The sequence below is a fragment of the Microbispora sp. H10830 genome (assembly GCF_014161375.1).
Lineage (GTDB): Bacteria > Actinomycetota > Actinomycetes > Streptosporangiales > Streptosporangiaceae > Microbispora > Microbispora catharanthi.
The window spans coordinates 174,801-187,159 of record NZ_JABBWX010000015.1; the positions used below are offsets into that span (position 1 = coordinate 174,801).

Genomic DNA, 12,359 nt, shown 5'->3' on the forward strand with positions numbered 1-12,359 from the left:
GAGGTTGCTCAGGCGGCCGTGGTGACGGGCCGGGCCTTCGCCGCGACGGCGGAGCGATACCGCAGGCCGGCGACGCACGCCATCGTCAGCAGGATGATCACGATGTACTGCGCCACGACGAGCCAGATCGTCCCCGACCAGGTCAGCAGCGCCTGCGCGACGAGCGGGGTGGTGCCGCCGATCAGCGCGCCGCACAACTGGTAGGACAGCGAGATGCCGGTGTAGCGCACCCTGGCCGGGAACACCTCCGCGAGGAAGCCCGCCAGCGCCGCGTACGACGCGCCGCCGAACACGATGCTCAGGGCGAGGCCCAGCGTGGCCAGCGGCGCGGAACCGGTGCCGACCAGCAGGAACGTCACCGGCGTCATGACGATCAGCACCGTGAACGCCGCCAGCATGAACTTCGCGGCTCCCCAGCGCTGGCCGAGCACGGCCCCCACGGGCTGCGTGACGAACTGCACGACCGACACGACGAGCAGCACGTTCAGCATCGTGCCCTTCGTGATGCCGAGGTCGGTGGTGGCCCACGACAGGATGAAGGTGTTGGTGAAGTAGGCCGACGCGATGCCGACGCCGCTCGCGCCGATGCCGAGCAGCACCAGCGGCCAGGCCGTGCGGAAGACCTCGGCGACGGGGAGCTTGGCGACCTCCCGCTGCTCGCGCATCCGCACGAACTCCGGCGACTCCTCCACCCGCAGCCGGATGACCAGCCCGATCACGAGCAGGACGGCGGAGGCGAGGAACGGGATGCGCCAGCCGTACGACAGGAACGCGTCGTCGGGCAGCAGGTTGACCAGCGCGAACATGCCGGTGGCGAGGATCGAGCCCGCGGGCGAGCCCTGCTGGGCGAACGCCGCGTAGAAGACGCGCTTGGGCCCGGCGTGCTCGGCGGCGATCAGCACGGCGCCGCCCCACTCGCCGCCCACCGCGATGCCCTGCACCAGCCGGAGCACGGCCAGCAGCACGGGCGCGGCCATGCCGACGGACGCGTACGTGGGCAGCACGCCCACCAGGGTCGTCGCGCCGCCCATGAGGAGCAGCGTGGTGATGAGTGTGCCCTTGCGGCCGATGCGGTCGCCGAGGTGGCCGAAGATCACACCGCCGAGAGGACGGGCCAGAAACCCGACCCAGAACGTGGCGAAGGACGCCATGACGCCCGCCGTGGGGCTGGCCTCGGGGAAGAACAGCTTGCCGAACACCAGCGCCGAGGCGGTTCCGTAGATGTAGAAGTCGTACCACTCGATGGAGGTGCCGACGAAGGAGGCGATGCCCGCGCCGCGGGCCTTGCTCGTACTCAATTGCGTATCACCAGGGGGACTAGGCGAAGTGATGCAGTCGGGACAGGGGCACCTCGGTGGCGGGGTCCACGTGGACCTCGGCCCCGTCCACCAGGACGGGACCGGGCTCCCCGGAGACCTCGACCCGCGGGGTCGCCGTGTTGCGGCACATGTCGGCCCTGGTCAGGCCACGCGCGCGGCGGATGGCCGCGTAACGCAGGCCCGCGGGCAGGGCCTCACGGGCGTCCGCGGAGTCCAGTGCCTCGTGGGCGACGAAGATCCGCGACAGGCGGGCCGGCGCGTCGCCGAGCCCGCCGAAGTACGGGCGGTAGATGCGGGGCTGGGTCAGCCGGGTCGAGCCCGAGCCGCTGCCGGACACACCCCAGGCGACGAAGCCGGCTTTGATCACGAGTTCGGGCTTGGTGCCGAACCACGCCGGGTTCCACAGCACGATGTCGGCCAGCCGCCCCGGCTGGAGGGTGCCGACCTCGTGCGCGATCCCGTGGGCGACGGCGGGGTTGAGTGTGAGCTTGGCCAGGTAGCGCAGCACCCGGGCGTTGTCGGGCCGCGCGGTGTCCGGTCGGCCGGCCCCCGCCCGCAGTGCCTGCAGGTGGGCGAGCTGCCAGGTCCTGCGGATCGTCTCGGCGATCCGTCCCATGCCCATCGAGTCGGAGTTGACGATGCTGATGGCGCCGAGGTCGTGCAGCGCGTTCTCGGCCGCGATGGCGTGCGCCCTGATCCGGCTGCGGGTCACCTCGACGTCGCTGCCAATGTGGTGGTTCTGCCGGTGGACGGTCATCGTCATCGGGAACAGCTCGCCGACCGTGTTGGTGGTGTAGGGGATGGTCGGCGTCGTGGACGACGGCAGGATGTTCGGCTCGGAGAGGATCTGGAGCAGGTCGGGGTGGCCGCCGCCGCCCTCCACGTGGTAGGCGTGCACCGTGCGGCCCCGGGTGGCGGCGATCGTGTCGGCCAGGTAGCCCGACTCGTTCATCGAGTCGGTGTGCAGCGCCACCGGCAGATCCGCCTGCTCGGCGACCCCGAGGCAGGTGTCCACGATCCGGGGGGTCGCGCCGAAGTCCTCATGGATCTTGAAACCCCCGGCGCCGGCGAGCACGGCCTCCTCCAGCAGCCTCGTCGAGCTGGAGGAGCCGCGGGCGAGGAAGGCGACGTTCATCGGGGTGCCCCGCCACGCGCTCATCAGCGTGTGCAGGTTGTGCGCGGGGTTGCAGCCCACGTCCCAGACGCCGCCGAGGCCCATGCCCACGACGGTCGTCACGCCGGAGGCGAGCGCCGCCGGGGCGATCTCGGGCGAGGACAGGTGCACGTGGGAGTCGATGACGCCCGGCGTCGCGATGAGGCCCTCGCCGGTGACGATCGCGGTGTGCGAGTCGATCGCGAAGTCCCCGCCGCCGATGCTGACGACCCGGCCGTCCTTGACGCCGATGGCCGTCTTGCGCACACCGAGAACGGCGTCGAGCAGCACGACGTTGGTGACGACCAGGTCGAGTGCCGACTCCCGGTCGGCGCGCGGGGAGGCCAGCAGCCCGTCCCTCAGCGTCTTGCCGCATCCGCCCAGCAACTCGTCGCCGTACGGCGTGTCGTCGTGCTCGACCTCGATCCACAGGCAGGTGTCGCCGAGCCGTACGCGGTCGCCCGTGGTCGGGCCGTAGATCCTCGCGTAGGTCTCCCTCGGGATGGTCGTCACGCCTTCACCACCTCCACGGGCCGCTCCACTCCGGGAGGGAAGGCGAGCGCCGTGCCCGCCGGGATGTCCAGGCGCATGCCCTCCGCCCGCGCCCGGTCGAAGGACAGGGCGGGGTTGACCTGGTCGAGCGGGAAGTGCGAGGAGACGTAGACGGTCTGCTCGCCCTCGTTGCGCACGGTGATCCGCCCTCGGTCGCGCCCCGCGTTGAGGCGCAGCTCCCCTTCGGCGGTCTCCACCGCGCCGGGGCCGTGCCCGTCCCCCAGGCCGAAGGGGGTGTCGACGCAGACCAGGGCCGTGCCGTTGGGGAACAGCGCCTCGACCTGCACCTGCGGCACCAGGTCGGGCACGCCCTCCATCACGTCGTCCGCGGTGAGCAGCGACCGCGCCGCCGCCACGACCTCCTCCAGGGACGCGCCGTCCCAGGCCTGTTCGAGGATCTCGTCGCAGAGCAGGGCGATGGCCTCGGGGGCGTTGAGCCGCCGGCCCCGGGCCCGGCGCCGCCGCGCCAGTTCCGCGACCGTGAAGAGGGTGAGGCGCTCCTGCTCGCGAGGCGTCAGGTGCACAGTCCGCCCTCGCTTTCGTCTCCGCTCAATGACCCGTCCTTACGGGCGAGTCAACCGTAGGCGCAGGCCAGGGGCCTTCCCAACGGCATTCCGTCGCGGAAATCGGCGGCTAAATTGTGCAGATGAACACTCCCCCTCCAGCCCCGGTGACCGAGCTCGCGTTGCGCTGCCTCGACGACATCGACGAGATCGTCGAGGGGTGGCTGGCCCAGGTCGAGCTCGTCGACCCGTACGGGTCACCCGACCCGCCCGTCTGCCGGGACGAACTGCGGGGCACGGCGCTGACCGGGCTGGACATGCTGCTGCGGCACATCGCCACGGGATCGGTCTCCTCCGGCATGGCCGGGCTGTCCGAGCGCGTCGGGGAGCGCAGGGCCGGGCAGGGGGTGCCGCTCGAGTCGCTGCTGGCCGCCGCGCGGCTGGACGCCCGGGTGCTCTGGCAGGCCATGAACGCGCGGGTGACACCGGAGGCGCTGCCCGGCCTGATCGCCGGGGCCCACCTGGTATGGGAGGCGGTGGAGCAGCACGTGACCGGGCTGATGACGGGCTACCAGCGGGCGGTGCTGGAGATGGGACGGCAGCGGGAGGACCAGCGCAGGGCCTGGTTCACCCGGCTCATGGACAACCAGGGCCGCAATCCCGACGTGGTGCGCGACGCCGGCCGGGTCCTCGGGCTCGACCCGTCGCAGCCGCTCCTCGCCGTGGTCGCCCATCCCGGGGAGGGGGCGGCGCTGCGCGCGGCGGAGGCCGCGATGGCCGCGAGCACAGCCGGGAGCACGGCCGGGAGCGGGGCGGTGCACTGCTATCGGCACGAGTCGCCGACCGGCGACGTGCTGATCGTGCAGCCGCCGGCCCGGACCGCCGATCCGCCGCGGTCGGTCCTCGCCGCGCTCGCCGGGGTGCGCTGCGGCGTCTCCCCCGTCGTCAGCGGACTGTCGGAGGTTTCCCGTGCCGTACGGCTGGCCTCGGCGGCCGCGGGGGCGTCGCGGGCCGGTGCGGGGCCGCGGCGGCTGGAGGACGCCTGGCTGGACGTCTTCGTCGGCGGCAGCGGGGAGCTGGCGGCCGAGCTCGCGCACCAGGTGCTCGGCCCGCTGTCCGCCCTGAGCGGGTCGGAGGGCGAGCGGCTGCTGGAGACCGTACGGATCCACCTGAGCGGCTCGGGCTCGGTCGCCGACACGGCCGCGGCCCTGTACTGCCATCGCAACACCGTGCAGCACCGCTTCGCGCGCTTCCGCGAGCTCACCGGCCGGGACGTGCGCGTCCCCGAGGACGCCGCCGTCGTCGCCCTCGCGCTGCGCGCCGCCGGCGCCCTCCCCTAGACGCGCCGTCCTAGAGCCTGCGGTCTTCCATCTCCCAGATGTGGTCGACCACGTGCCAGATGATGCGGCGGGCGGCGTACCGGACGGGCCAGCCCTCACCACCGGGAGGAAAGGCATCCGCGGGCCGCTCGAGCACCCGCGCGATGTCCTCGCGCATGGCGGTCAGGCCGGCCTCGTCCTTGAAGGGCTTGTGCCGCACGCCGATCTTCCGGGCGTACGAGCGCTCGGCCTCCACGACGTGGGCGACCATCTTGTCCCTGTCCCTGCCACCGCCCCTGGGACCCTTGCGCAGTTCCTCCGGGGAGGCCGCGGCCGCCTCGGCGAACACCGCCCAGGCCGCCCGGGCGAGGGCGGCCGCCCGCGCGGCCTCCGGCGCCTCCACCGGCTCCCGGTCGAAGTCCGGAATGGCGGAGATCGCGCCGAAGTCCGTCGTGCTGTCGCCCTTGACCCGCTCGACGACCGCCGGGTCCCCCGGCGCGAACTCCAGCCCCGCCCGCTCGGCGATCGTCCGGAAGCGCGGCGTGTAGTCCACGAGCGTGTCGAGCGCGGCCTCCTCCGTCCTGCCGATGCGGCACCAGCCCGGCCAGTCGATCGAGCAGGCGAAGACCTTCTTCGGGCCGATTTCCAGGTAGACGCGATGGTTCATGCCGGTCAGCATGTCACCTGTACGTGACAGAACACGTCAGGTTCAGACCAGCTCGATGAGGTCGGCAACGGAGTTGACCACCTGCGTGGGCCGGAACGGATACCGGTCGATCTGGTCCTTCTGGGTGACGCCGGTGAGCACCAGGATCGCGTGCAGGCCGGCCTCGATGCCGCAGACGACGTCGGTGTCCATACGGTCGCCGATCATCGCGGTGGTCTCGCTGTGCGCGTCGATCCGGTTGAGCGCGCTGCGCATCATCATCGGGTTGGGCTTGCCGACGAAGTACGGCTCCACTCCGGTCGCCTTGGTGATCATCGCGGCCACCGCGCCACAGGCCGGCAGCGAGCCCTCGGTCGAGGGGCCGATGGGGTCGGGATTGGTCGCGATGAAGCGGGCGCCGTTGTCGATCAGCCGGATCGCCCGTGTTATCGACGTGAAGCTGTAGGTGCGGGTCTCGCCCAGCACCACGTAGTCGGGGTCGAGGTCGGTCAGCACGTAGCCGACCTCGTGCAGGGCCGTGGTCAGCCCCGCCTCGCCGATCACGTACGCCGAGCCCTCGGGCCGCTGGTCGGCGAGGAACTTGGCGGTGGCCAGCGCGGAGGTCCAGATCGCCTCGGGCGGCACCTCCAGCCCGGCCGCGCGCAACCGTACGGACAGGTCGCGGGGGGTGTAGATCGAGTTGTTCGTCAGGACGAGGAACCGCTTCCCCGACTCCTTCAGCCGCTTGATGAACTCGTCGGCACCCGGCACCGGCTGCCCCTCGTGGACCAGCACCCCGTCCATGTCGGACAGCCACGACTCGATGGGCTTTCGCTCGCTCATGTGTCCAAGCATGGCAGGTGACGGTGCAGCGAAGCACATCCCTCACCGTGTCCGGAAATATCCTGATGCGACCTCAGGTTGGGCCGAACATGAGCGAGCGAAGCAATAGCCACAGCGCGATTTGCGACCGAGTTGCCTGCGCGCCTCCGGCACGACGAAACCCCGAGCCGCTAGGCGAGGGGGTGGCATGAGCGACGACGACATCCGGGGAGTGCCGCGCGGGACGGCCGAGGCGCCACTGTCGATCCTGGAGCTCGCGACCGTCGGCGAGGGCACCACACCCTTCGAGGCGCTGCGCGACGCCACCGAACTGGCCCGCCGGGCCGAGGAGTGGGGCTACCACCGCATCTGGGTCGCCGAGCACCACGGAATGCCCGGAGTGGCCAGCTCCTCTCCGGCCGTGCTCATCGCGCACCTCGCGGCGGCGACCAGGTCGATCCGGATCGGCTCGGGCGGCGTGATGCTGCCCAACCACGCCCCGCTGGTGATCGCCGAGCAGTTCGGCACGCTGCACGCGCTGCACCCCGGCCGCATCGACCTCGGCCTCGGCCGCGCCCCCGGCACCGACATGGCAACGGCGAACGCCCTGCGCCGCTCGGCCGAGGTGGACCCCGACGAGTTCCCCCAGCAGGTGGCCGAGCTGACCGGCTTCCTCGACGGCTCCTTCCCGCCCGGCCATCCGTACGAGAAGATCCGGGCCGTGCCGGGCGGCGCCGACTCGGCGACCACGGGCCGCCCGCCGATCTGGCTGCTCGGCTCCAGCGGGTTCAGCGCCAGGCTGGCCGGGCTGCTCGGGCTGCCGTTCGCCTTCGCCCACCACTTCAGCGCCGGCAACACCGAGCCCGCGCTCGACCTCTACCGCTCCTCGTTCCGGCCCTCGGAGGTGCTCGACCGGCCGTACGCGCTGATCGGGGTGGCGGCCGTCGCGGCCGACACCGACGAGGAGGCGCTGCGCCAGGTCATGCCGGGCGCGCTGTCGTGGCTGCGCCTGCGACATGGGCGGCCCGGCCGTACGCCCACTCCCGAGGAGGCGGAGGCGTACCCGTACACCCCGATGGAGCGGGAGTTCGTCCGCGAACGGCTGTCGACGGTGGTCCACGGCGACCCCCAGACCGTGCGGGACGGGCTGGAGGAGCTGCGCAAGCGCACCGGGGCCGACGAACTGATGATCACCACGCAGGTCCACGGCGGCGCGGCGCGCCTGCGCTCCTACGAGCTGATCGCCCGCGCGTACGGCATGATCCCCTGATCCCCGGTGGAAGCGGTCGCGGGGAAAATCGCGGAGACCGCGAACCTCGGCGGCCGGCCGGCCATCCAAAGAACCGGAGCCCGGAGGGGAGGGGCCTCTCCGGGACATTCGGCGAAAGGATGGACCATGATCCAACGGGGGATCCGCAACGGCGTCCTGACCCTGTCCGCGGCGGCGCTGCTGACCGTCGCCGCCGCCGCTCAGGCCGGCACCGCGTCCGCCGCCCCGGCGTCCGCGAGCGCCGCGAGCTGCGCGCGCGTCAACCACTCGTCCGGCTACGTCACCCAGACGGTGAAGGTGACCAACAACTGCGGCTACACCGTCTCCTTCTCGGTCCGGCGCGTGGGGCCCGACAGCCCCTGCTACATCGTCCGCCCTGGTCACTACCGGACGTACAAGTGGGGCAACGGGCTGAACTACCAGGGCATCAGGTGGAACTGCTCCTGAGGCTCGCTTCGCGGACGCCCGCCTGAGCGGGCGTCCGCCCAGGACGTCAGCACCGTATGAGGTGCCCGGCCCGCCTCAGTTCTCGGCGTCGGCGTGCGCGGCCAGCAGGCCGCGCACGATCGCCCGCACGCCCGTCTCGTAGGTGTCACGGGCGGTCAGCTCTTCCCAGCGCTCGCCCAGCGCCGCCAGATTCGGCAGCTTCGCCGGATCGAGGTTCGCAAACACCGTGGCGCGATAGGTCGGCCTGTCGTTCTCCCGCCGGCGCGCCGCGGCCGCCCGCGCGGTGATCTCTCCCGCCGTGTAGTGCCAGATGATCCGGTACATGTCCACGGCGGCCTCCCTCGGCACTCCCGAGCGCACCGCCGCGTCGATGATCGTCTCCGGATACCACAGCGCGTGGACGGACATCAGATCGTCGGCTCTCAGCACCTCGACGATCCACGGCACGCCGATCAGGGCGTCCCGCATCGCGACGGCGGCGGCCACCACGCGCTCGCCCGGATCGAGGTCGCCCGAGAGTTCGGGCCTCATCACGCCCGCCGCGTAGTCGTCCAGCAGCAGCTGCAGCAACTCATCCTTGTCGCGCACGTGACGGTACAGGGCCATCGCGGTTGTGCCCACCTCTCCGGCCAGCTTCCGCATGGTCAGGCCCTGCGTGCCCGCCTCCCGCATGATCCGGTGCGCCGCGGCCACGATGTCCGCTCTGGAGATCTTGGGGGGACGCCCCGTGCGCGTCGGCATTCCGCCATGTTACTTTGTTTACATGTATACAAAGTCCCGCCCTTGGGCAGCCGTCGGCGTGCTGGCGTTCGCCGTGGCCGTGGGCACGCTGCAGATGACCGCGGTCGTGCCAGTGCTTCCCGTCCTGCAGCGGCAGCTCGCCGTCTCGTTCTCCTCCGCCTCATGGATCCTCACCGCCTCACTGCTCTCCGGAGCGGTGTCCATCCCCCTGCTGGCGCGCCTCGGCGACCTTTACGGCAGGCGGCCGGTGACCACGGCGGCGCTCGGCCTGCTGGTGGCCGGATCGGTGCTCGCGGCGTCGGCCAACACGCTCGCCGCGGTCATCGCCGGCCGGGTTCTCCAGGGCACGGCGGCGGCCCTGCTGTCCCTGGCCATGGGGATCGCGAGAGAGGAGGTCACGCGGGAGAGCCTGCCGACGGCCATGGGCGTGCTGAGCGCCATGATCGGAGTCGGCAGCGGCGGCGGGATGATCCTGGCCGGTCTCGTCGGCGGCGGCTACCGGGCGTTGTTCTGGATCCTCGCCGGGCTCGGCGCGATAAGTCTCGTCCTGGTCGTCCTCGTCGTCCGCGAGCCGGTCCGGCCCCGGGCGGGCGGCCGCCCCGATCTCGCGGGCGCGGCACTGGTGGCCTCCTGGCTGGTCTGCCTGCTGCTGGCCGTCAGCAAGGGATCCGCGTGGGGCTGGACCTCGCCGCTCATCATGGGACTGGCGGCGGCGGCCGTCGGTCTGTGCGCCGTCTGGGTGCTGACGGCCCGCCGCACCGCGTCGCCCCTGATCGAGATCCCCATGCTGCTGGACCGCAGGACGGTGGGCGCGACGGTGGCCTCGCTGCTCCTGGGATTCGCGCTGTTCGGCATCATCACCACGCTCTCATCCGTCGCCCAGGCGTCCCTGAACGCCTCGGTGCTCCAGGTCGGCCTCTACCTGCTCCCGACTGCGGTGCTGATGCTCGCGGTCTCGCTGCTCGCCGGTCCCCTGATGCGCCGGTTCGCGGCGTCGTCCCTGGTCGGCACCGGGTCCTCGCTGGTCGCCGCAGCCGCGCTGTTGCTGGGCGTCAGTCACGAGAGCCCGGCGGTCCTGTACGGCGCCGGGGTCGTGCTGGGCGTGGGGATCGGCCTCAGTTACGCGGCCCTCGGAACGATGGCGGTACGGCACGTCGAGCCCGCCAGGACGTCGGCGGCCGGAGGCGTGAACGCGTTGGTCAGGGTCGTCGGCAGCAGCCTGGCCGGGGCCGTGTCCGCGGCCGTGATGTCCGGCGCGGGAGCCGGTTGGAGCTTCGGCGCCGCCGCGCTCGCGGCGGCGGCCTCGGCGATCTCCGGCTTCGGGCACGCCGCCGTCGTCCGGATCCCGCGACTGGCCGTGGAGGAGCCCGTATGACCCGGAAGGACAACGCCATGGACCCGCGGGTGATCGCGCTGGGCGACGAGCTGGTGAAGCTGCACGACAGCTTTCGCCGCAGGCTCGCGGAACTCCGGACGCCGGGTTCGCGACCCGATCTGCGCGAGCACTGCCTGACCTTCTGCGAGGCCCTGCACGTCCATCACGCCGGCGAGGACGACGTGCTCTTCCCACACCTGGACGGCCTGCACCCCGAGCTCGCCGGGGTGCTGGCCCGGCTCCGCCGCGAACACCGGGTCGTGGGGCGGATCCTGGCGCGGATCCGCGCCCTTCTGGACGGCGGCGACCCGGAGATCGCCGCCGAGCTCGACCGTCTCGCCGGAGAGCTCGAGGCCCATCTCGACTACGAGGAGGAGCAGCTCGTGCCCCTGCTCAACCAGATGGTCGAATTCCCCGAGGGACTCTAGGCCGTGAGGCTCACCGGGGGGCGAGGGCTTCGAGTGCCTCTTCGGCCCGGCGCATGGAGTCGCGGGGGTCGGCCTCGGGGTTGCCGATCTCCGGGTCGAAGTTGAGGTCGTGGAAGACCTCGGTCACGCCCTTGGCCTCGAGCGCCTCGACGTCCCGCCGGATCTTGTCGTACGACCCGGTCAGCGGGCCCTCGTCGGACGGGCGGACGCGGGTGACGCCGCGGACGACGAACCGCAGCGCGCCGGGGTCGCGGCCCGCCCTCCGGGCCGCCTCCTTCACGACGGCGATCTGCTGGTCGATCGTGTCCAGGTCGGCGCGGCTGGAGCTGATCCAGCCGTCGGCGATCCGCCCGGCCCGCTCCAGCGCCACCCGGGCCGTGCCGCCGAGCATCACCGGCGGCGGCGTGGCCGGCTTGGGGTCCTGGTGCGAGCGCGGCACCTCGTAGAACTCGCCCTTGTGCTCGACGACGTCCTCGGTCCACAGCCGCCGCAGCAGGCCGACGTACTCCTCGCCGCGCCTGCCCCGCCGCTCCATCGGCACGCCCGACGCCGCGAACTCCTCGGGCAGCCAGCCGAGCCCCAGGCCCACGTCGAGCCGGCCGCCGGACACCTCCTGCAGGGAGGCGAGCTGCTTGGCCATCAGGACCGGGGAGACGAAGGGCAGGTTGAGCACGGCCACTCCGAGCCGTACCCGCTCCGTGACGCCTGCCAGGTACGCGAGCGCGACGACGGGGTCGTGCACGCTCCGGTAGACCGGCCCCATCGGGTTGCCGACCGGATAGAGCAGGCGCTGGAACGTCCACACCCCGTGGTAGCCGAGTTCGTCCGCGCGGCGCGCGATCCGCCTCATGTTCTCCGGCGTCGCCCACGAGCCCGACACCGGCACGGAAAACCCAATCCTCATAAGGGCACTTTAGGGTGTCCCCGTGATCGAGGAACTGGCGCGGCTGGCGCGCCGCGACGGGCCGGTGACGGTGCTCAAGCAGACCCGCGTGCTCGTGGTCCGGGCCGGCGACGTCGTCGTCAAGGCGCATCCCCCGGACACCGACGAACGCGCCCTGCGTGCCCGCCTCGACGCCGCCGGGAACCTGCCCGGCGTCATGCTGGCCCCTCTCGGCCTCGAACGGCTGGACGGCAGGCTCGTCACGATCTGGCCCGCCGGCGAGGCGCTGACCATCGCCGACGTCGACGCGGGGACCACCCCGTGGGAGGAGGGCGGCCGGCTGCTCGCCCTGCTGCACTCCCGGCAGGCACCCCCGGAGCTGCCGCCCGCCGGGGGACCGTCACGGCTGCCCAGGGCCATGGCCGAGCTGGCGGCGGCCGGTGTCCCGGACCCGGTCGCCGCGCCCGTCCGGGCGGCGTACGCGACGCTGCCGCCGGTCCGTGAGGGCGGCGCGCTGACGCACGGCGACTGGCACCTCGGCCAGATCGTCCGGCACGACGGCGCGTGGCTGCTGATCGACCCCGACGACCTGGGCGCGGGCGACCCCGCGTGGGACCTGGCCCGCCCGGCCGCGTGGTACGCCGCCGGCCTGCTCGACCCGCGGGACTGGGAGCGCTTCCTGACCGCCTATCTCGCGGCGGGCGGGACCGCCGTCTCCGCGGACGACCCGTGGCGGGAACTCGACGCGCCGGCCCGGGCGTTGACCGTCCAACTGGCCGCGACGGCGGTGGCCGCGGCGGCGCGGGCGGGGGAACCGCCCGACGACGCCGCCGAGGCCCTGGTGTCCGCCTGTGGGAGGATCGTCGCGGCCACGGAGGCCGAGACCTGACCGAGGGAGAGT

The 12,359-nt window shown here is 72.5% G+C and carries 13 protein-coding genes; 6 read left to right on the plus strand and 7 right to left on the minus strand.

Annotation, left to right across the window (positions count from 1 at the left end; translation table 11 throughout):
* Nucleotides 1-8 precede the first annotated feature (8 nt).
* Genes HHX35_RS32620 through HHX35_RS32630 form a run of 3 tightly spaced genes read right to left on the minus strand, consistent with a single transcriptional unit; the run spans nt 9 to nt 3,548 of the window.
* Nucleotides 9-1,298 carry an MFS transporter gene (locus HHX35_RS32620; protein ID WP_182902499.1) on the minus strand — a complete coding sequence of 430 codons (1,290 nt, stop codon included), beginning with the start codon at nt 1,296-1,298 and terminating at the stop codon, nt 9-11.
* A gap of 19 nt (nt 1,299-1,317) precedes the next feature.
* Nucleotides 1,318-2,985: an urease subunit alpha gene (locus HHX35_RS32625; protein WP_182902500.1), complete on the minus strand. Its 1,668-nt coding sequence runs from the start codon at nt 2,983-2,985 to the stop codon at nt 1,318-1,320.
* A complete protein-coding gene (locus HHX35_RS32630) occupies nt 2,982-3,548 on the minus strand; it encodes an urease subunit gamma (RefSeq protein WP_182902501.1) in 567 nt (188 codons plus the stop codon). Before HHX35_RS32630 ends, HHX35_RS32625 begins: the two co-directional genes overlap by 4 nt.
* A 122-nt stretch (nt 3,549-3,670) precedes the next feature.
* On the opposite strand from HHX35_RS32630, the gene HHX35_RS32635 reads away from it, so the two are divergent.
* Nucleotides 3,671-4,867 (plus strand): CdaR family transcriptional regulator, encoded by a 1,197-nt coding sequence (locus tag HHX35_RS32635; protein WP_182902502.1) that lies wholly within the window; start codon nt 3,671-3,673, stop codon nt 4,865-4,867.
* Nucleotides 4,868-4,877: 10 nt separating this feature from the next.
* Here HHX35_RS32635 and HHX35_RS32640 read toward each other — a convergent pair whose 3' ends face one another.
* Entirely contained in the window at nt 4,878-5,513 is a 636-nt protein-coding gene (locus HHX35_RS32640) for a hypothetical protein (RefSeq protein WP_182902503.1), read from the minus strand.
* Between the two features lie 42 nt (nt 5,514-5,555).
* On the minus strand, nt 5,556-6,335 hold the full coding sequence (locus HHX35_RS32645; RefSeq protein ID WP_182902504.1) for an HAD-IIA family hydrolase: 780 nt from the start codon (nt 6,333-6,335) through the stop codon (nt 5,556-5,558).
* Nucleotides 6,336-6,522: 187 nt separating this feature from the next.
* On the opposite strand from HHX35_RS32645, the gene HHX35_RS32650 reads away from it, so the two are divergent.
* Nucleotides 6,523-7,584 (plus strand): LLM class flavin-dependent oxidoreductase, encoded by a 1,062-nt coding sequence (locus HHX35_RS32650; RefSeq protein WP_182902505.1) that lies wholly within the window; start codon nt 6,523-6,525, stop codon nt 7,582-7,584.
* 126 nt (nt 7,585-7,710) lie between these two features.
* Entirely contained in the window at nt 7,711-8,031 is a 321-nt protein-coding gene (locus HHX35_RS32655; protein ID WP_182902506.1) for a hypothetical protein, read from the plus strand.
* A gap of 75 nt (nt 8,032-8,106) precedes the next feature.
* On the opposite strand, the gene HHX35_RS32660 is transcribed toward HHX35_RS32655, so the two are convergent.
* Nucleotides 8,107-8,772: a TetR family transcriptional regulator gene (locus HHX35_RS32660; RefSeq protein WP_182902507.1), complete on the minus strand. Its 666-nt coding sequence runs from the start codon at nt 8,770-8,772 to the stop codon at nt 8,107-8,109.
* Nucleotides 8,773-8,794: 22 nt separating this feature from the next.
* Here HHX35_RS32660 and HHX35_RS32665 point away from each other — a divergent pair, with 22 nt between their 5' ends.
* A complete protein-coding gene (locus HHX35_RS32665) occupies nt 8,795-10,147 on the plus strand; it encodes an MFS transporter (RefSeq protein ID WP_182902508.1) in 1,353 nt (450 codons plus the stop codon).
* Nucleotides 10,144-10,575, plus strand: coding sequence for a hemerythrin domain-containing protein (locus tag HHX35_RS32670; RefSeq protein WP_182902509.1), 432 nt, complete (start codon nt 10,144-10,146; stop codon nt 10,573-10,575). Before HHX35_RS32665 ends, HHX35_RS32670 begins: the two co-directional genes overlap by 4 nt.
* Before the next feature lie 10 nt (nt 10,576-10,585).
* Here the strand turns inward: HHX35_RS32670 and HHX35_RS32675 are convergent, their stop codons facing one another.
* Nucleotides 10,586-11,479, minus strand: coding sequence for an LLM class flavin-dependent oxidoreductase (locus HHX35_RS32675; RefSeq protein ID WP_182902510.1), 894 nt, complete (start codon nt 11,477-11,479; stop codon nt 10,586-10,588).
* A 22-nt stretch (nt 11,480-11,501) separates the two neighbouring features.
* Between HHX35_RS32675 and HHX35_RS32680 the strand changes: the two genes are divergently transcribed.
* Complete coding sequence (locus HHX35_RS32680) at nt 11,502-12,347, plus strand: phosphotransferase (RefSeq protein ID WP_182902511.1); 846 nt, start codon at nt 11,502-11,504, stop codon at nt 12,345-12,347.
* Nucleotides 12,348-12,359: the final 12 nt, after the last annotated feature.